The organism is Novipirellula caenicola (assembly GCF_039545035.1).
Taxonomy (GTDB): Bacteria; Planctomycetota; Planctomycetia; order Pirellulales; family Pirellulaceae; genus Novipirellula; species Novipirellula caenicola.
This window is the reverse complement of record NZ_BAABRO010000009.1, coordinates 190,738-211,451: the sequence shown is the minus strand read 5'-3', so window position 1 is coordinate 211,451 and position 20,714 is coordinate 190,738. Positions and strand designations below refer to the sequence as shown.

General features: G+C 54.8%; 9 protein-coding genes. 4 read left to right on the top strand and 5 right to left on the bottom strand.

Annotation, left to right across the window (positions count from 1 at the left end; translation table 11 throughout):
- Nucleotides 1–180: 180 nt before the first annotated feature.
- Together ABEA92_RS17990 and ABEA92_RS17985 are read right to left on the bottom strand one after the other, a co-directional pair.
- Nucleotides 181–1,575 (bottom strand): DUF1552 domain-containing protein, encoded by a 1,395-nt coding sequence (locus ABEA92_RS17990; protein ID WP_345685230.1) that lies wholly within the window; start codon nucleotides 1,573–1,575, stop codon nucleotides 181–183.
- A complete protein-coding gene (locus tag ABEA92_RS17985; RefSeq protein WP_345685229.1) occupies nucleotides 1,572–3,614 on the bottom strand; it encodes a DUF1592 domain-containing protein in 2,043 nt (680 codons plus the stop codon). The genes ABEA92_RS17990 and ABEA92_RS17985 overlap by 4 nt, the downstream gene beginning before the upstream one ends.
- Nucleotides 3,615–4,354: 740 nt before the next feature.
- Here ABEA92_RS17985 and ABEA92_RS17980 point away from each other — a divergent pair.
- The 3 genes from ABEA92_RS17980 (at nucleotide 4,355) to ABEA92_RS17970 (ending at nucleotide 10,641) form a co-directional block, all read left to right on the top strand.
- The gene (locus tag ABEA92_RS17980; protein WP_345685228.1) at nucleotides 4,355–4,642 is read left to right on the top strand and encodes a hypothetical protein; all 288 of its coding nucleotides are present in this window, start codon (nucleotides 4,355–4,357) and stop codon (nucleotides 4,640–4,642) included.
- 24 nt (nucleotides 4,643–4,666) lie between these two features.
- The gene (locus ABEA92_RS17975; RefSeq protein ID WP_345685227.1) at nucleotides 4,667–5,146 is read left to right on the top strand and encodes a hypothetical protein; all 480 of its coding nucleotides are present in this window, start codon (nucleotides 4,667–4,669) and stop codon (nucleotides 5,144–5,146) included.
- 233 nt (nucleotides 5,147–5,379) lie between these two features.
- Nucleotides 5,380–10,641: a PKD domain-containing protein gene (locus ABEA92_RS17970; RefSeq protein WP_345685226.1), complete on the top strand. Its 5,262-nt coding sequence runs from the start codon at nucleotides 5,380–5,382 to the stop codon at nucleotides 10,639–10,641.
- A gap of 1,330 nt (nucleotides 10,642–11,971) precedes the next feature.
- Here the strand turns inward: ABEA92_RS17970 and ABEA92_RS17965 are convergent.
- The 3 genes from ABEA92_RS17965 to ABEA92_RS17955 are packed head-to-tail and all read right to left on the bottom strand — an operon-like array spanning nucleotide 11,972 to nucleotide 17,131.
- Entirely contained in the window at nucleotides 11,972–13,219 is a 1,248-nt protein-coding gene (locus tag ABEA92_RS17965; protein WP_345685225.1) for a phosphorylase family protein, read from the bottom strand.
- Entirely contained in the window at nucleotides 13,212–13,679 is a 468-nt protein-coding gene (locus ABEA92_RS17960; RefSeq protein ID WP_345685224.1) for a response regulator, read from the bottom strand. Before ABEA92_RS17960 ends, ABEA92_RS17965 begins: the two co-directional genes overlap by 8 nt.
- Entirely contained in the window at nucleotides 13,676–17,131 is a 3,456-nt protein-coding gene (locus ABEA92_RS17955) for a hypothetical protein (RefSeq protein WP_345685223.1), read from the bottom strand. Before ABEA92_RS17955 ends, ABEA92_RS17960 begins: the two co-directional genes overlap by 4 nt.
- Nucleotides 17,132–18,471: 1,340 nt before the next feature.
- Between ABEA92_RS17955 and ABEA92_RS17950 the strand changes: the two genes are divergently transcribed.
- A complete protein-coding gene (locus ABEA92_RS17950) occupies nucleotides 18,472–20,229 on the top strand; it encodes a SulP family inorganic anion transporter (RefSeq protein WP_345685222.1) in 1,758 nt (585 codons plus the stop codon).
- Nucleotides 20,230–20,714: the final 485 nt, after the last annotated feature.

Here is a 20,714-nt window from a genome sequence, read left to right as displayed (position 1 = left end):
AACCGAGTCACGCGACGCAACCGGATGGATCTGTGTTCGAATTCGCTGAGTCATTTCTGCCAGAACGTGCCGATTGAAATCGTGGCCCTTCGTTACTGATGAAGTTAGATTTAGCAGCCCAGGGCTTTCCCTGGAAGCATTGCGGCTGCTAAAGCAAGATTAGACGATGCTAAAGCAAGATCAGGCCATCATTTCGGTGATCTGCTTGGTCGCGATGCCGATTGGCCGGTCCAGCGGCACGCCGGCGCACGCGAGCAGCGTCTTGAGCAGGTCGCCCTGGTTACCCTTGACGTCGGTCAGGAAACGCCCGGTCTTGATCGAACCGCCACCCTTGCCCGCAACGATGAATGGCAAGTTCTCGCGTCGGTGCTTGTTGCCGTCTTCCAGCCCCGAGCCCCACATCATGATGCAGTTGTCCAGCAGCGTGCCGTCACCCTCGCGCAGGCTGGCCATCTTTCTCACCATGTAGGCAAACTGATCGATGTTGAACTTCGTGATCGCTGCCACCTTTCGGACCATCTCTTTTCGATTCTCGTGGTGCGTCTGCGAGTGGTGCTTGTCCGTAAAGCCCAATTCGGGATAAGACACGCCGTTGGGCGTGGACCCGATGTACGTACTGACGCGTGTGGTGTCCGTCTGAAAGGCCAGGACGGTCAGGTCGCACATCACCTGCATGTATTCGCTGCGTTTGTCACCCTCGGGAATCTTGACCTCGATTGGCGGCGAATCGCTGGCGTGACGCTTGGTCGAGCGGACGCCCGCCTTCTCTAGGGCCGCCTCCTGTTGGCGATGCTCGATCGCGACAATGCGACGCTCGACCGCCCGCACGCTGTCGAGATACTCATCCAGTTTTTGCTGGTCGGTTGGGGCCAGTGTCCGGCGTAGGTCCCGCGCGCCGCCCAACACACGGTCGAGCATTTGCCGGTCGAGAGTGTTTGCCTTCGTGACTCGACTGGCCTGCCCCTTCTTGCCAAACAGCCTGTTCAAGACGTTGCGGGGATCGATCTCGGCGGGGACGGGCTGCGTGGGCGAGCGGTAGCTGCAGTGCGAGTAGTAGGCCTCGTGCAGGCCGGCCTGGTTCTCCTTCCATGTCTGCGGCATGGTTGCCAACTCGAGCGAGGGCAGCAATGTGTGAGCCCCCACGTAGTTGGCCATGATCTGGTCGGCCGAGATCGCGATGTTGACACGGCTGCGTGTGTCCGCGTCCGGAAGAGTAGCGGTGAGCCAGGTCGACAACTCTAACGCATGCGGCGCGCCACCGAACGGCTCGATAGGCACGCCGGAAATCCCCTTCATCATCAAGCACTGATCCAGGATCGGACGCAGTGATTCGATCGCCGGCGGCGGCGAATCACGGTAAGCCTCCGGACTTTTCGGCCAGAACTCGTCCATGATCACGCCGTGTGGCATATACATGAACCCGAGTCGCACCGGCGGCTTAGCGACACTGCCACCGGCGGCCCAGCTCGGTGAATTCCAGCCCAGGGATTCCATCAGCGGTAACGCGAGCGAAACGCCGGCGCCTTTTAGCAACGTGCGACGATCAACACGAGAACGGTTGTCAGTGCGATTCATCCTTCGACTTTCCGGTGTGTGAACAAGTAACTGGTGATAACCTCAGTGATTATCGTCCGCATGCGGTAATCGTCCGGGGCAATTTTGATCATCAGCTGGTCGATCACGACTTCATCATAACCTTCCAGCTGTCGCCCCAGTGCGTAGGCCATCAACCTTTCGGTCAGATTTCGAGCCAGATCGTTCTTTCGCTTGGCCAGGAGCGCCTTCAGCTCCGCTGGCGTGGAGAAGCTTTCTCCACCGGGAAGCTTTCCGGCTGAGTCGATCTCGACGCCCGAGTCATCCTTATCACGCCAGCGGCCGATAGCGTCGAAATTCTCCAAACCGAAGCCGATCGGGTCGAAAATCTTGTGACAATTGGCGCAAGCGGGTTCGGACTGGTGTAACTGCGTCCGCTGACGCAGCGTCAAACCCTCCATGCTTTTTTGCGGCTGATCTTCGAGTTCGGGGACGTCCGGCGGAGGCGGCGGGACGCGTTCTCCCAGCACCTGCTCGAGGACCCAAACACCGCGCCGAACGGGGCTGGTCCGGTTTGGCATCGACGTGGTCGCCAGGGTGGCCGGCATGCCGAGGATGCCGCCCCGGTTAGGGTTCTCCAGCGTGACCCGCCGCATCGCGGAACCTTGAACGGATTGCTCAAGCCCGTACAACTCGGCGAGCGGCTCATTGACGAAGGTGTAGTCGCTGTCCACAAACCGCAACACGCTCTGGTTCTCACGCACGATGCTCTGGAAAAACAGCCGGGCTTCGTCCAGCATCGCGGTGCGTAAAGTGGCGGTCATTTGTGGGAAAACGTCCGGGTCAAACGACTGGCTCTGGAGCCCACTTACGCCCAGCCACTGGGCGCCGAAGCCGTCGAACAGCGCCCGCGATCGGTCGTGCTCCAGCAGCCGCTCCACCTGGGCACGCAGCACTTCGGGCTCGTGGAGTTTGCCCTGGTCCGCGAGTGCCGACAATTCGGCGTCGGGCGGCGCCGACCACAATAGATAGGAAAGACGAGCGGCCAATTGATAGTCGTCCAGCGGCACGATCGCGTCCTTCGAGTCGACTTCCTCGGCTGGCGTGATGAAGAGGAACTGCGGAGAAACGAGAACCGCCTTCCACATCAGCCCCAACGACGCGGTGTAACCAAGCTTGTTCTCGCGGCCGAGGTCGAAGACGCTTACCAAGACATCCAACTCTGCCTCGCTGGGAGGCCGACGGTAAGCATCGCGAGCCAGAGAGCGCGCGACTTGACGGGCCGCCACGCGATATTCGGCGGCCTTGGGAGGCGCGTCTCCGAACAGGCGTTTCTGTACTTCGGTCGGCGGCTGGCCATCCGGCGCCACGACTTGTTCGACGACCTTGTTGGCGATGTCGAGAAACAACTCCGACTGCAGCGGTGAGATCGAGTTGAGATACCCCTCCCCGACGACCTCCTCGGGAAGGCTGTCGGCGATCGCAGGATTCACGCCGTACAGGTCGCGCAGCGTGTTGCCGAACTCCACCTTGCTCAGACGACGGATCACGAAAGCGCCCGGGTCGCGCGGGGCCAGGTACTTGAGCTTGCCGATCCACGTGATGAATTGGCGGCGTTCTTCATCGGTTGGGATCTCGTCCGCATAGTCGGGCGGCATGTCGTGCACTTTGACATTCGCGACCGCCTTCTTCCAATGCAGCGACGAGGACGCGCCGCCGGGACTCTTCAGCGCCGACTGAAGATTGATGCCCGCCTCGGGTCGGGGGCCATGGCAACTGATGCAGTACTTGTTGACGAAAGGCCCGACCTTTGTTTTGAATGTCTTCTCGGCGTCGGCCCGGAGCACGGCCGGATCCGCGCTACCATCATCGGTCTCCGCCACACAGGGCGAAACGAAAGACAAGACGAACGCAAAGCCCATCGCGGCGACCATCGTAGGAACCACCTGAATGACGCGAAACACCTGCACGCCAGCCGTCCAACGGCAATAGAAGGAAACCGCCGCCGCTGCATTGGCTGCTACGGTGCGATCGGTCGATCCAGTGGTGTCGTGGAGACGTGTCGGGGTAAGCGCAGTCATGAAGGAGCCGTTTGTTACATTGCACGTGACCTAGCACGGGATCGAGCCAGCGTATCGTGCGTTCCGCGTGACCTTTCCCATGATCGGTGGGATCCACGAGCAAATCAAGGCAACAAGTGATCGCCACGGGGAATGTGGGATATTTGTCACGCTCATCGGAGGGCGAGTCGATTATAATATATAGAGTTCCGAACCGTTTTTCGACATCCATTGAAGGGTTTCAGTGCAACGCCTGTAGAAGTTTGCAAGCCGGACAACATTCTCTCGCCGCTTACTCGAAAGCCGAGCGTTGAGAGACACGTTTCCGATTGGGTCCTCCGGTCGATGAAATTGAAGCGTGTAAGAAAGAGCTCCAGTGTCGGCCACCGGGTGGCGCAAGCTCAATGCCAAAACTCGCCTCGGTGTGCAGCACCGAACGCAATTGGCGACACGCGCAACTGTGGGCGGTTTGTTCAACCGCTGTCAGTTGGACGTGATCGTGCGTGGGCTACGTAAGGTGCGACGAACGCCTTTAGAATTCGCCAGCTTTGCAGCAGCTTAGCTCGCCTTTCGGGACATTGTCACCCACGTCCGAACTGTGCCATTCGCCGGTTGGTCTCTCAGTTTCGAAAGTGGATGGATGCCGAAGACGACTCTTACGCGTCCTCCTCTTTCGAGATGTCCAGCACTACTGCTATGTCGAAGACGATGAAGAGACGGATCTGGCTTTCCTCGACGCCGATGCCCATTGGAATCGATCGTTGCTTTGGTTGCTGAATGGAGACTTACCGCGAGGTTTTCGCCAATATGAATGGCGATGGCTGGCGAATGGGCTAAAGCGACCGAGCGAACGGTACTCACAGCCCACCTGGGACGGATTGTCGCTGCAGGGCAAGACGATCTTATTATGGGATGAGCAGGGATTGGGGGAAACGATTCAATTCATCCGCTATGCCTCGATGGTAAAAGCCCGCGGCGACACGGTTCTGGCTCGAGTCAACCCAGGGTTGCGCCGGTTGCTTTCCAGCGTGGCAGGCGTGGATCAGTAGATCACGGAAGATCGCTCCGAAACAATGTTTGACGTTTACGCGCCGTTGATGAGTTTGCCTCGGATCTTCGGCACGGCGTTTGAGACGATTCCGGCGAAGGTGCCCTACCTCAAAGCCGAACCCGAGTTGGTGTCGGTATGGCGCGACCGGCTGCCGCCGAAACCAGGCTGGCGAGTCGGGCTCTGTTGGCAGGGAAGCCAGCTGAACCGTGGTGATCGCCGCCGGTCGATTCCTTTGCAAGAGTTCAAGCCTTGTCTGGAGTCAGCCGATGATCAGGTGATCACTGTGCAGCTTGATGTCGTGGTCACGGTCGATACAGCAATCAAGCATCTTGCCGGGGCGCTGGGTGTGTCCACCTTTCTGCTGCTCAAGTGCACACCCGATTGGCGTTGGCTAGGTGCGCGTAACGATTCGCCCTGGTGCCCAGCGATGCGTCTACTTCGTCGAAGTGCGCTCAGTAGTTGGGCGAATGTCATCGACGCACTGGGTTCGGCTGACCACTAACTTGTGCACCTGTACTCTTTTCGGTGTGCAAAATATTTTCTCGATATTTGTTTGACAACGAATCACGGGGGGGGGTATCAATACAGCCTTCTGACTGACCCCCTTTTCTGGTGAGCGCCGCATCCCCAGCCGGTAAGTGCGACAATCTCGCACGAGACGTTAGAGCCGGTTGACTGAAGTACTCTCCAACGAGTGGGCCACTTGAGTCCCTTCACTTCAACAGGATTAATCCCATGCGTTTGAGCGATTTTGTTCGTGCAAATCGACCACAGTCCAACTCGAAGCGGAGAGCTCAAAAACTGCGAAAACATCGACGACGACTGTTCATGGAATCGCTGGAAGATCGGCGGTTGTTGGCGATGACCAATCCGGGTTTTGAATCTGGATTTTCTGGTTGGGCAACATCAGTTGCGACCGGTGGTAACGCCAGCGTGGTATCGAGCCACGCCGAACAAGGCGGTGGAACTGGAACTACTTATTTTCCGCAACAGGGAAGTCGGTTTGCGTTGCTAGAGTCCGGTGCTGAAGGCATTTACACAAGATTATCGCAGACCTTCTCCGCGTCATCCGGCGAACAGATCCGCGGTCGAGCGTTCTTTGATACAGGTGACTATCTTCCCTATAACGACGATGGCTATCTCCGGATTTTGCAGAATAACGTAGTCCTATTCAACGCGAATGTTGCGACCGTAGGTGACCGTGGCCAGACGCCTTGGACGACTTGGACTTACACCGTTCCATCTTCCGGAACTTACACCCTGGAGGCTGCTGTTAGAAACATTCAAGACTCAGGCGTTAGCAGCTATTTGGGGTTGGATACCATAAATTCCCCACCGATTGCCATCGCGAACGGGCCGTACAGCGTGTCAGAGGGTGGGAGTGTCGTACTTTCAAGTGCTGGTTCCAATGACCCCGACGGATCAATCAATCTGTATCAGTGGGATCTCAACTACACGGGAACCTTCACCGTTGACTCTACATCATCGTCGCCGTCGTTCTCGGCAGCAAGTATCGACGGCAACACCAGCAGGACGGTGGCGCTACGGGTCAGAGATAACGACGGGGCGTTCAGTTCGATCGATACGGCCGTAGTCAACATTGCCAACGTCCCGCCGACCATTAACTCCGTCACCAACACTGGTCCTGTCAACGAAGGTTCGAGCGTTTCGGTTTCCGTTTCCGCGACTGACCCGATCGATCCGCTCTTGTACGAATTTGATTTCGACAACAATGGTGTCTACGAAGTCGGCCCGATTACGAGCAATTCGGCGTCGCACGTTTTCGCGGATGACGGGACGTATCCGGTCAATGTGCGCGTGACCGACGGCGATGGCGGCGTGGATACAAGTTCCACGGTTGTCACCGTCAACAACGCGGCGCCGAAAAATCTCGTGGTCGCTGTTACTCCCACCATTAATGAAAATGAAGTTGCCGTCGTCACCGGCTCGTTCGCCGACCCCGGCGTGGAAGACGCGCATAAGATCACGGTCGATTGGGACGATCCGAACAACGCGACCGATTCATTTTTTGATTTGCCAGCGACCAATACGCTGGCCGTGAACGACACCTTTACGTCCTCCGACGGCGCGGAGTTGACAATCACGTCGGTGAACACTTCGACCGGAGCGATCGGTTTCAGCGTGGAAGACCATCAGTACCTGGACGACGGTGACTCGACATTGGGCAACGGCACACCGTCGGATCTAAGCAACGTGCTTGTCACCGTCGAGGACGTGACTGGCGTGCTGTTTGCGATTACGCAAAACGATATCGTTGCGGAGCAACTCCCATACGGGCCAACGGTGATCGACGAATCTGACAGCGCATTCGTGTCGACAGTGAACGCAGGTGTTGTGCACAACAGTTGGACTCAGATTGTGACCAGCGATGGCTCAACCGAGTTGTTCACCATCGACTGGCAGTTCTCCAGCACCAAGACATTGGAACAACGATTCATCGACGCGGTTGCCACAGGCGAGGCGGTGACCTGGACCGTGACGTCGTCGGCCTTTGGGACGCAGGTCTACAACGGGACGTGGCGATTCTCAAACAGTGCTGGGGACATGGCGAGCAGATTCGCCGGAACCAGTGCGGATCCAGATTTCAGCAACGATGACGGCATCTGGGGCGGAGGCAATGGCATTGTTGACGGAAACGGAGGTAGCGACTCTAACGTGGCTTGGGGACACTCCAATTGGCAGTCAGGCGACTCCTCCGATCGGCTGTATCAAAACGGCGTGATTAGCAGCCCTTCCGCCGGCTTCAAGAACTTCATGTACGTCGATGGCGGCGGCTCCGGATCTGCAGTCACCGCTTCGGCAACGGTGAACGTCGTGAATGTTCCGCCCACGGCCAGCCTCGACGTAGTGCCCGACATCGACGAAAACGGAAATGCCGCTTTGACGGGCAGCTTCACCGATCCGGGACTGCTCGATAAGCACAACGTCACCGTCGACTGGGACGATCCAAATAACGCCACCGATTCGACCTTCGCATTAGACGCAACTAATAGTTTGGCGGCGAGCTACTTATCGACCAGCGGTGACGGCGCGGTGCTGACGATCAGCGGAGTCAACCTGTCAACTGGCCAAGTCGACTTCAGCGTCCAGCATCAATATCTCGATGACGGCGTGTCAGCTTCACCTTGGCCGGGCGGAAATGGATCGCCCTCTGATACAAGCACGATCTCACTAACGGTCAGTGATGACGACGGAGGAACTGCAGGCGGCTCGAGTCCTTCTGTTCTGATCGATTTCAGCAGTGGGGTTTACTCCGGATCAGGCACATACTCCGAGGACGGATTCACTTTCTCGCCACAGAATCCGGTCAATCACACAGACTGCAATAATTCCTCCAATCCCTATTTCTGTTTCCATGATGGGTCGGCCAACACGGCTCCGAATTTCATCGAAGTAAGCCAGGGTGGCACACCCTTCACGTTATCGAGTTTCGATACGCTTGATGTATTTGGTACCAATGGACTTCCCCTCACGCTAACGAATTCCAATGGCGACACCTTCTCCGTCTCAACGGCGGGTACGCATTCGCCACCGATCGGACAGAATTGGACCAATATCACATCGTTCACGATGCGAGCGAATCCAAACAACTTCACGGTAGTCGTAGACAACGTCCAATTCGGCGGAGGCCAGATCGAGACGACCTTCACTGTCAACAACGTGGCACCGGTGGTGGCGCTCGGTTCGGTAGCCGACATTGACGAAAACGGCACGGCGACCTTGACCGGTTCGTTCACCGATATCGGGCTGTCCGATTCACATCGGCTGACGGTCAACTGGGCCGATCCCAACAATGCCGTCAACTCGGTGTTTGAGTTGGACGACACCAACAACCTATTGGGCAGCTACAGTTCGACCGACGGTGCGACGCTGACGATCACCGGCGTGAACCTGAGCACCGGCCAGGTCGACTTCAGCGTCCAGCATCAATACCTCGACGACGGCGCGTCGGGATCGCCTTGGTCCGGAGCTAACGGCAGCGATGCCGACAGCACCACGATCAACGTGTTGGTCGAAGATGACGACGACGAAAGCGGCGAAGCCGACACCACCTTCACGGTCAACAACGTGGCTCCCGTGGTGGCTCTGGGGACGGTGGCCGATATCGACGAGAACGGGACCGCGACCTTGACCGGTTCATTCACCGACATCGGATTGTCTGATTCACATCGGCTAACGGTCGACTGGGACGATCCCAACAACGCCGTCAACTCGGTGTTTGAGTTGGACGACACCAACAACCTATTGGGCAGCTACAGTTCGACCGACGGTGCGACGCTGACGATCACCGGCGTGAACCTGAGCACCGGCCAGGTCGACTTCAGCGTCCAGCATCAATACCTCGACGACGGCGCGTCGGGATCGACTTGGCCGGGAGCCAACGGCAGCGATGCCGACAGCACCACGATTAACGTGTTGGTCGAAGATGACGACGACGAAAGCGGCGAAGCCGACACCACCTTCACGGTCAACAACGTGGCGCCCGTGGTGGCCCTTGGTACGGTAGCGGATATCGACGAAAACGGCACGGCGACCTTGACCGGTTCGTTCACCGATATCGGGCTGTCCGATTCACATCGGCTGACGGTCAACTGGGCCGATCCCAACAACGCCGTCAACTCGGTGTTTGAGTTGGACGACACCAACAACCTATTGGGCAGCTACAGTTCGACCGACGGTGCGACGCTGACGATCACCGGCGTGAACCTGAGCACCGGCCAGGTCGACTTCAGCGTCCAGCATCAATACCTCGACGACGGCGCGTCGGGATCGACTTGGCCGGGAGCCAACGGCAGTGATGCCGATGACAGCACGATCAGCGTGTTGGTCGAAGACGATGATGCTGAAAACGGTGATGATGACAGTACCTTCACCGTCAGCAATGTCGCACCGACGATTAATGGAATTACTAGCGGTGCCGAGAAATGCGGTAGCGCGCATGAGGACGATCCGATCACGCTGACCGGAATGTTCACCGATCCTGGCCTCTCGGATGTGCATGAGGTGGAGATTGATTGGGGAGATGCTAACGAACCGACCAATTCGACGTTCGAGTTGACAGCGACCGGCGGATTGACGGTGGGTGACATGTTCAACTCAACAACCGACGACGCGGTGCTGACGATCACCGCAGTCGATTCAACGGGAAAGGTCAGCTTTGCAGTCGATAATGATTATGCCACGGGTGGAATCTTTACGATCATCGTGACGGTTAGCGATGACGATACCGGAGCGGCGGCCCCGGCAAGTACGTTGGCAGTCGTCAGCGGCGTTGGCCTGCAAAACGGCGTCCTGCAAATCATCGGTACCAGCGAAGACGATCACGTCAGTCTCAATCAAACCGGCAACGGCACCCTGAAAGTCCATGCGGACTTCATTCCCGAAGACGCATTGGGTGAGACTCGGAACTTCGTGCTTGCCAACGTCGATCGAATCTTCATGCTGCTGTGTGATGGCGACGATCACGCCACCGTCTCCGGTCGGATCACGCTTGACACGATCATCGACGGTGGCGACGGTGATGATCACCTCAACGGTGGCGACGGGTCGAACGTGATTCTGGGGCGTGATGGTGACGATCACATCAATGGTGGTTCCGGGCGTGACATCCTGATCGGCGGATTGGGTGAAGATCGCATCATTGGCAATCCCGAACGTGATCTGATCAGTGGGGGCGTCTTGCAAAATTCTGCAACCGCCACGACCGACAGCATCGCTGACGAGGACGACATTCTGGTGATGCAGGAACGCTTGAAGGAAGCCACCGACATTGAGTTCGACGAGTACCGGGACGGCACCGACGATGTCTTCGCGGGCCTGGGTCTGGAAATCGTTGACGATGCCGGAGAAGCCGACAGCCTGACAGGCAGTTCAGCCGACGACTGGTTCCTGCTTTTCGCGAATGACACCGCCACCGATGCGAATTCCAACGGAAACGGCAATGGCGGGACGAACAAAGGAAAGGGAAAGAAGTAAGTCAAGCTGTCGAGGATGATGCGGATTCGTAGAATCTGGCAACGACGAAGTCTGCGGCAGTGGCAGCGCGCGGTCAAAAAACGCAGCCGAGCATGATACTGTGCAAAAAGCAGGTGGTATGCGCGGGCAGCAGTCAACGAGCGGTCTGATCCTATCTGGCTTCAACACTCGTCACTTTGCTGATCGAGCAACCGCTTTCCAACGCCGGAATTTAGGCGATTTGCTTCAGTTTGTACCGCGCGGTTCGTTGCAATTTTATGGCCCCACGCGACCGTTACGGTTGCATTGCTTCAAGGAAGGCTTTTTGCGACTCGAAAACTGAAATAGTTGCTTCGTTCATCCGGTTCGCCCCAGGTGTTGCTGTGGTACTGGATGTCCTCCGCACACTGTTGAAGCCGCCACCGAACAGTCGTTGTTTTTGCGTCGTCACCTGAAAGTGAATGCCCTCTGTTTCCGCTCCCAGACTCCACTCCCACGGAGTGCAGAAAAGGTGTCAGGACTCTTTTCGCAAAGAATCGCCTAGCGCTGGATCACTTTCCAACCTTTAACGATGCCAAAATGGCTTTTCGAATAGGAGACAGCAACTTGTGGACGAGGGTCGCTGGTTCGCTACTTAGCGAGGAGGAAGAAAAAAGAGTCCTGACACCTTTTGCACCCATTGGCTGCTACGGTGCGATCGGTCGATCCAGTGGTGTCGCGGAGACGTGTCGGGGTAAACACAGTCATGAAGGAGCCGTTTGTTAGATTGCTCGGGACATAGCACGGGATCGAGCCAGCGTATTGTGCGTTTCGCGTGACCTTTCCCATGATCGGTGGGATCCACGAGCAAATCAAGGCAACAAGTGATCGCCACGGGAAATGTGGCATTTTTGTCGCGATCAATCTGGGATATTAGTCGCGACCATCGGAGGGCGAGTCGATTGTAATATATAGAGTTCCGAATCGTTTTTCGACATCCATTGAAGGGTATCAGTGCAATGCTTGTAGAAGATTGCAAGCCTAGATGGCATTCTCTCGCCGCTCACTCGAAAGCCGAGCGTTGTGGGGCACCCGTCCCCTTTGGTCGTCCTGGGTAAGAGCGATTTCAATGGATGTGACTCAATAGTCTCGCCCCAACTCCGGAGAAACATCGGGAAAACGTGAAACCGACTCGGACCGCTCGACCAACCAACGCCTGCAATTCCAATAAAAGTTTCATTCTCATCACTCAATGCGAGTCTCGTTTTCGCAAATCACGCGGGTGTTCGGATTTAAACCGCAGCCGCGATCGATGAAGAACGCACAGCAGCCTCCGGTGTCGGCCACCGGAGCGTGCTCACTGGCGCCTGAGTTACAAAAGAAGGTTAGAATCCCTTTCAACGAGGTCACGCAGAAATGCAATCGCATATTCTGCACTCAAGAATGAGGCGTAGCTTTGAAACTCGTCTCGCTTAGGTGGACGCCCCGTGTCGCATACAGCCTTAATCATTGCGTACTCCAAACCAGGATATGCATTCCTGCACGCGACATAGAACCCGTACGACTCCATTTCGAGACCTTCTAGTTTTCGATTCTGAAACTGAAGGTCACCGACAATCTGCTCACTTTCGATTACCGCCGCGCCACAAGCAACCGGACCAATATTCGTCGCAGGCGCTTTGGGAGGATCGACTCCCCGAAAAGCAGATGGAATTGCTAGAATTCTGTCTTTACGCTCACTGTTAAAACACCTTAATGCTTCGAGAATTCGGGGTGACGCCGTGTGATACCGCGGCTCTTGCTTAAAGACGGCCTCTAGAGATTCATCCGCCTGCTCCCACTTACCCGTTTGATAGTTAACTGATGATTCCGCAATCACCAAGTCACCAATCTCGCTCCTAATTCCTGCGCAGATACCTAGAAGAAGGCATACACTCGGCCTAAAATTGCAGATCAACTGTGTAGTCAATGAGGCAATGGAAGCGATCCCCATCTCGCTTGCGCTCGCGAGGCAAACGCTAACCTTTCGTTCACCTACAATAAGCTCATACAAATCAAAGTTGCGTCCGCATTTCTCTACTGACTTCAACTTGACAGAAAAAATGTCCTTACACGCTCGCAACTCCGGCTCAGCAAGTGCCGTGCAAATACAAACATCAACATGATCAACTTCACTTGACGCATATCGCTTCTGAATCTCAGCAATCTGTCGACAATGATTGGCAATTGTCGATTCCCACGCAGCAGAATCGGCCTCATACTGAATCAGCGCCCATCCCTGCTCACGAAAATCTTTCACGTCACGCGACGCCAGATCTTCAAAGGCCGTAATCCCTACCACGAATGACGGACGAATCAGTTTTCCCGTTGCTCGCATGACTTGCTTTAGTAACTTGATCCCACCGTCGCCAACTGCTTCTCCATCTTTGCGCATAGGTAGATTCAGATCAATAAACAGCAGGTCAAACATGGACTTTCTCATGCGCTGGCCAGCTTCATAAGCCGATCCCACGCAGACGATTTCGACGAAATCGTCCCCAAATTCACGGCAGACAACCTCTTGAATTTGCGAAGCTTTGTCGGGGTCATCGTCTACGACTAAGCACGTCAATCTATTCATGATCGTGCTCCTGTAGGATCGGCGCAAGTAAATTCTCAAGTTCGTTCATCCAGCGACTGTCCGATGCGTTGTAGTAAATTGCGTCAACAAAAATGTCCGGATAATTCTCGACTAGTTCCAATTTAATCGTTTGAAGGTCGACATCCTTTCCTCCATCTTCAAACTGCTCGTATTGCGTCAGAACGATAACCGGGATTTTCATTTTCTTTCGATTCAGTTGGCGGATAATTTCCCGCCCTGCATAACGTCGTTCTCTACCGCCTGGTTCACGAGGTCCAACTTCATATGTTGGCATAGTCATGTCTAGGAGAAGGGCATCCGGCGGATCGGTCAGGAGAGCACGTAGTCCCTTTTGAAACGAACGGAACATTTCGATTTTGCATGTCGAAAAGTGCGTCCGAACGAACTCATGAATGTTTTGGATCTTCCCGTCTTCATCATCAACGATATAAATTCTCATGCTTCTACTCCAATGTTGAATTGCACGGCCGCGACGAAATGCCCTTCCTCGTTGACGTCGAAATGGACTGTGTAGTCGCCCAGGTTGTCCCCGATTTCATGTCGAACAATCTTGTGCAATTTCGCAACGCCTGATCCACCCTCAAGCCTCAACTTGCTTAAATCGCTCTTGCGGTCGAGCGAAAGCGTGTTCAGCTGTTTCGTCTTGGATCGCAACTCGTCTATGTCGATCTTGCTAGAAAGCGGATTGCTGACACGAACAAATGTCGATTCCTTTTTCAAGTCAGTTTCGACGTGTATTTGCACAACATCTAGCCCGGAGTGCTTTAAAGCATTATCGAAAAGATTGAAGAACAGATCCCACATGGGACGGAAATAAGCGCCATTCACCAACTGCTGGTTACTGGAACTACTGTTGATAACGTTGGCGTCACACTGCTGTCCGCTCTTTCTTGCCATCAGCTCGAACGATTGCACTAAATCACGGACAGAGAACGGTTTGTTTTCGAGTTTGTCTTCTTGTGCAAACCACGCTGCAACCTTTTCGAGGCCACGTGGGATTTCTGTGGAGCAGTCGGTAATTGCCGTTCGAAGTGGGAGTAGTTTTGCCGGGTCAGAAACAGTTTCTTCTAGCTGCGACTTCAGAGTCAGAAGCATTTGGGATAGCCTGTCACCCCACTCGCTCATTACTCTTTTCTGAACTTCTTGCAGGCACGCTTCAGTTCGAACGGAAAGTGCGTTCAGTATCACGCCGATGACATCATCAACGTCATGAAACGGCTCGACTTTCTCAAAAACTGACGCCAGCTCGCTGTCAGAAAACTCGTAGAACAAGGCACCATTTGGCGACTCGTCCGATCGAATCTGGATTTCATCGGTTCGAATGGCACGTATGAATGCATCGACCTCAAAGGCAAACTGAGTAAACGCGGCACCAACTGTATTGCGTTCAATGCTGCCTTCGCAAAGCATATTGAGCCAGTGCTCGTTCTCGGCGTAGTTGCCATCCAAAGTCTTTCGCGTAACGAGGCGGGCTTTGTCAAAAATCGCTCTGATTCCGCTGATAATCGGACCGTGTCGGATCGACTGACTTAGGTTTGCGTCCAGTCCAAGTTCGGGACTAAATAGATACTCGTCCTTAAGCTTGGAAAAGATGGACCGAAACAATTCTTTTCCGCTGTCGACTGAAACCAGCACAACTTTCCCGCCGTCACGGTCTGGCATGCCCAGCAACTTCAAACCCTGCTTAACTTCGTTGCTTTGAATCGCGACAATCGTTAGTAATCTGCGAATGGTGTCGCGTAGCGTGTCTGGACTTCTTTCGCATATCTTCTCTACGTCTACAAAAATCTTGCTTCTTTCAATCCGTTGCGTGATGTCGATAACAGCGAGCTTTCGCATTAGCGATCCTATTTCACCCTCGATACCAAGTGGGGCCCCCATTCCATCTTTGATGCGTTCACACAGACTCAGCCTTTCTTCAAACAGTTCTTGTTGGCTCTCAATCCAGATAGATGATTCCATAATTTCGGGTCTGCAACAGTCCCGGAAGAATGCAAAATTGACGGGGTCGAGATCACCCATCCGCAAACCAAGCAACTCTGTGGGCAACGTACAGCCTTGTGATTCAATGTAGTCAGAAACGAAATCATGCACGCGATCCAAGCTGATCAACGAGTGGTCATTACTTCGAAGTGCGCCCGCCAAAATTGACCAACAAATATTCCGAGGATCAAAATCGCGGTTTTCGTCTTTAATAAGTTCAGAGAATTTCCTCAGCTGTGCTGGCGGCATTGCATCAGGGTTGGTCGCGTAGAGCGTTCCAGTTAACCTCGCCGCATCTTCAAAACTCTCCGTCTCAAAAAGGCAAAACGCTTCCAATATCTGAGTTTCCGGACGTGAAAAATAGTAACTTGGAAAGTCTTGCCGCAATTTTGCAAGATGCCGACACGCTACTGCGTATTTGCTTCCTTGCCAGGCAACGATCGCTTGTAAGTGAAGTTTTCTATGTACAGTCGGAAAGGTGAGCTTCTCAAAGGAGTTCTCGTGATCATGATTGCATGACAGCAATTGAAGAGAAGTAACCTGAACAATCGAGTTGTTTTTGAATGCCGGACTGTCCAAGTGTCTGCGGGAAAGCTCCGGGTTTCGAACGTGCAGAGCGTGTTGTGGAATTGGTGTTGGACTCGCTTGCAATGGTATTCTGTCTGAACAAAGCGGATCAAAGTTTCCATCGTTGGAATCGATAAACAGACTTAGGCTCCATCCAAAGGAAGTGCAGGAGTAAAAGCGGGCGAGTTTTCCGAGCGTTTCCAGAGCCTCTTTTCGGTCTTGGTTGATTGAGTACCAGTTGAATAGTGCCTTGAGTATTTTTCTTTGCGTTGGCGATTCGATACTCGCAATCGCTGATTCGTCACCCACACACGCTGCACTCAGTGCCGTAACCTGGTAGCATCCAAAATACCGAGGATGGTTCAAGATCGACCCACGACCTAACTCCAATGCTCTTTCGAAATCCCCAAGAAAAATTGCCTCGTAGGCGTTTCGAACGTCAGGGAAATCGGCCGGAGAAATCGTCTCGGGAGAGACTTGGAACGCAATCGCCGAAAGCAAAGGGCATTCAATTGATTTGCTTGTTTCAACTAACGCGACAGCAATATCTGGCGGTAGTTCACATAGGTCTGCAGTCGCCAGTAGTGTCACAACTGTATCAAAGACATCGATCGCAGCGTGGCGAGACTCGTAGTGGAGTACATCAGTTCGAGACTGGTCGTCTGACGGCAAGGTTGAAAGCAAGCGGTATCTCAGATAGTTTAGTGAATAGTCCCCGATTGAATCGTCGTTGGCTTCCAAGTATTTCATCGCGTCTCGATAGTCACGATTCGTGAGTGATGACTCACATTGCGTGCTAAATGAATGGGCGAGATAGTTTGACCACAAACTTGCCTTGTCACTTCCGTTTGATTCTACGAAACGCATTAGCTCAGTTCTGTTGTAATCAGTTCCATGCTCCAGTTCATAGAGTCGAAACCGAGTTGCTAGCGACCAAAGAGAATGTCCAAAACGCGTCTCAAACGCTTCGAGTTGCTGTTTCGCAAGATCGATATCATCTCTGAACAGTGAATCTTCAACCAAGTCTCGCTGAGCTAACTGAGTTGCAAGATTTACAGAGTTGTATTGAAGCTTTGCAAGCTCCCACCGAAGTCGAAAGTGGAAATTATCGACCGCTGGATCAGAACGAACACTTCGCCAGCTTTTCCATGACCCAACTCCGCGAGTAGCAAGCAAAGGCTTCACTGCGAACCCAAGACGGTCGAGGACTGTAGAAAGTTTGTCGAATGGTTCGGAGAGCAAAGTTTCGTATGTTTCTAAGTCGAACCCATTTTTATCTGCGTAGTACCTGCGGATGTACGCTTTGACAGAGCCATCCGAAAGTTGCTTCTTTGCCCCCATTCAGTTTACCTTTTTTAAAAACGAACCGACTTTTAGCCGTAGTTTGCGCTGCCTGACCTCCATCTAACTTATCGGCTCACGATCAAGCATGAGATCCCAGGTTAGGTAGCGACTGCATACGCTAGTTAATGGCAATGATTTCTCGCCAATGTGGGTAATTGGAGCACGCTTTGAAACGCTTGCCAGCATGTTTTCCGTTGGCGACTCTGCGTTCAACCATTGCAGCATGACACTTGGAGGAGCAAGGGATACCGGGGTAATGCTAGGACGTCATGAACGTCGGCCTCTAGCTTACGCGGGGTCCGGTGGCCGGAACCGGAACCGCTTTCTCATTTTTTGGCATGCGCCGGCTTTATCGACTGACGTCTCTGCGGCAATTCGCTGACTCGCAGAGTGCGTGGACATCACGTTGGCCACCTGCTCCGATCAATCCTGATGAATTGCTTGGTGGCTTAGTGGCTTGGTGTTGCTTGCCAGGGTCATAGTGTAGCTTCGGTGTTTCTCAAGATCAAGCTGTTGTTACCGTTGACAGAATTATGAAATTGATGGGACGTCGATTTTGCTACCGGCGTAGCAGTACTCGTCAACGGCTTGTTGATTTTATTGAGCCGCGACGCGTCAACGGCCGGGTCCGGCGCATTACCCGAGGCCTCACGGCCAACGGCTCATTGATGCGATCTGCATTTCATTTAAATCAACAAGCCGTCAAGAGTTTCGTTGAATCGCCGAACAGGTCGCAACTCTCGCGCGAGTTCGCCTACGTCGGTAATGGTTTCGAAACCACTGAACAGCGACTCCGGAGACCGACGCCACGCTTTTCCGGAATTTGGCGCAGGCTTCCCGTGCATCCAGGCTCCTCGTGGGTAGACCGAAAAACCTGGAAGGAACCCAACATGTCCAAACGTGTGTCCCACGAGGGAAAAAGGGGAAAGGGGAAAAAAGGGGAAGGGGGTATTAAGCTGGCAGCAGATAGTGGGCAGGTTGGCTCGAGACTGACCAAGACACTCGGCGGGAGCTTTTGATGCCCAGGACAAAGCGGCCGGATGAAGCGGGAAAGATTGATCACGCGATCAATCGTGGTAACAATCGGCAAGAGATCTTCCACAAACCGGAGGACTACGAAGCGTTTCTGAGAACGCTCAGTGAAAAAATTTTTTGGGCCTGGCTCCCCTACTTCTCTCTTCTCTTCGCAAAATCGGACCGATCGAGTGAACGAACGCTCGCTATCTCTGGTAAAACCATGGGGATAAGGTGGGATTAAGGCCCCCATGACTCAAATCGCTATCGTTGATTTTTCGCGTGAGCGGTGCGTGCACCTCATTCGTTAAGGCCAACCAGCTATGCCTAACAACAGCAACGGCAAGCCGAAACTTTCGCTCGGCGAAGCCTTCAAGAGCGACTTACCTGCGTCGATCATTGTCTTCTTAGTCGCGTTGCCGTTGTGCATCGGCATTGCGATTGCCTCGGGCGCGCCGCCCGCCACGGGGCTCATCTCGGGCATCGTCGGCGGCCTGATCGTCGGTTGGATCGCCGGCTCGCCGCTGCAAGTCAGCGGTCCGGCAGCGGGCTTGTTTGTGCTTGTCGCGAAAGTAATCGAAGATTTTGGCGAGACCGAGTCCGGCGGTTTCGATATCACCCAGGCCATGCACGCGCTCGGCATGGCGGTGTTCCTTGCCGGGCTGATTCAACTTGCGGCCGGACTACTAAAATTTGGCAGCCTGTTCCGCGCGGTTTCGCCCGCGGTGATTCAAGGCATGCTCAGCGGCATCGGCGTGTTGATCTTCGCCAAGATGTTCCACCAGATGGTCGACGACGAAACGGCCGCCAAGGAGTGGGTCGACCCGCTCGGCAAGGGGCTGGCGAATCTCGTGACCATTCCCAAGTCGATCATGACGGGGCTCACGCCCATCGATGGCGAGCCGCACCACTTAGCTGCGATGATCGGCGTAGGCACCATTGTGATACTCGTCTTTTGGAGATTCATTCCGATAAAAGCGCTTCGCGTGCTGCCGCCGCCGGTGGTGGCGGTCGTCGCCGCGTCGATCGTCGCGTACTCGGTCGGCATCACCAAGCTCGATCCGCATGAAGGGGACCCCTCGCCCAACGCCGCGGCCGTCGAAAGCACCGTCGCCCCGGCGCGGCCCGGCGGGTTGGAAGTGCAAGTCGCGACCCCCGCCGAGAGCGAGTCGCTGAGGCAGCCCGGCGACCCGGTTCACATCAAACAGGTTGAAGTGCCGAGCGACCTGACCGACGGCATTTACTTGCCGACGCGCGAGTCGTGGCTGCTGCTACTCGATCCCGCACTGCTGGTGATAGCGGTGACGATCGCCCTGGTCGCGAGCGCCGAAACGATGCTTTGCTGCGCCGCCGTCGACAAGATGCAGCAGCACGTTAAGACAAAGTACAACAAGGAACTCACCGCCCAAGGCATAGGCAACACCATCTGCGGCCTGTTGGGCGTGTTGCCGATTACAGGTGTTATCGTCCGCAGTTCGGCAAACGTTGACGCAGGCGCACGGACACGCATGTCGGCCATCCTGCACGGCGCGTGGTTGCTGATCCTCGTCGCGGTGTTCCCTGGCATCTTGAACTTGATCCCGATGGCGAGCCTCGCCGCGGTGCTGGTCGTCGTCGGTTGGAAGCTCATCAATTTCCCCGCGCAGAAGAAGCTATGGAAGACAAGTAAGTCCGAAGGGTTGATCTGCCTGATCACGTTGTCGCTCGTAGTGGCAGTCGACCTGCTGACCGGGGTCGTGGTGGGCATCGCGCTCGCCGCGGCCAAGCTGTTGTGGGCGTTCAGCCACGTGAAAGTTGACGTCGATCAGTCGAACGGCAAAACGACACTGCACGTCGCCGGGCCCGCGACCTTCCTCGCCCTGCCGAAGCTCACGGCGATCCTCGACGAAGTCGATCCAAGCAGCGATCTGCACGTCGACTTGGATCAAGTAACCTTCGTCGATCATGCCGTGCTAGAACTGTTCACCGACTGGGAAAAACAGCACGAAGCGGCCGGCGGCAAGCTGCATATCGACTGGGAAGACCTCACCGCCACCTTCCGCCAAACGAAGCCGCGCTCGCCCGTTTCGCGACAACCGTAGACCGAGGCTGTGTAACCGATGGCGTAAAATCGATTGACGCCTGACGAACGTCGATTTTGTTGCTGGCAGCGGAAGCCGTCAACGGTTTGTTGATTTATTCGTACGATGGACTTCCTAGTCCGTCGAATACACCATTGACGGACTAGGAAGTCCATCAAACACCCTCGCCGCAGGAAACTTCACTAAATCAACAGCCCGTCAACGGCTTGTTGATTTTAGTGAGCCGCGACGCGTCAGCGGCCGGGTCCGGCGCATTACCCGAGGCCTCACGGCCAACGGCTCATTGATGCGATCTGCATTTCATTTAAATCAACAAGCCGTCAAGAGTTTCGTTGAATCGCCGAACAGGTTGAATCTCTCACGCGAGTTCGCCTAAGATCGGCAATGGCTGCGAAACCACTGAACAGTGACTCCGGAGGCCGACGCGACTCTGTTTCAGCATTTGGCGAAGGCTTTCCGTGTATCCAGGCTCCTTGTGGGTAGAC

What these genes read in the sequence shown, in the direction of transcription:
- ABEA92_RS17990 (WP_345685230.1), bottom strand. Translation starts at nt 1,575, where the DNA reads ATGAATCGCACTGACAACCGTTCTCGTGTTGATCGTCGCACGTTGCTA.
- ABEA92_RS17985 (WP_345685229.1), bottom strand. Translation starts at nt 3,614, where the DNA reads ATGACTGCGCTTACCCCGACACGTCTCCACGACACCACTGGATCGACC.
- ABEA92_RS17975 (WP_345685227.1), top strand. Translation starts at nt 4,667, where the DNA reads ATGTTTGACGTTTACGCGCCGTTGATGAGTTTGCCTCGGATCTTCGGC.
- ABEA92_RS17970 (WP_345685226.1), top strand. Translation starts at nt 5,380, where the DNA reads ATGCGTTTGAGCGATTTTGTTCGTGCAAATCGACCACAGTCCAACTCG.
- ABEA92_RS17965 (WP_345685225.1), bottom strand. Translation starts at nt 13,219, where the DNA reads ATGAATAGATTGACGTGCTTAGTCGTAGACGATGACCCCGACAAAGCT.
- ABEA92_RS17960 (WP_345685224.1), bottom strand. Translation starts at nt 13,679, where the DNA reads ATGAGAATTTATATCGTTGATGATGAAGACGGGAAGATCCAAAACATT.
- ABEA92_RS17955 (WP_345685223.1), bottom strand. Translation starts at nt 17,131, where the DNA reads ATGGGGGCAAAGAAGCAACTTTCGGATGGCTCTGTCAAAGCGTACATC.
- ABEA92_RS17950 (WP_345685222.1), top strand. Translation starts at nt 18,472, where the DNA reads ATGCCTAACAACAGCAACGGCAAGCCGAAACTTTCGCTCGGCGAAGCC.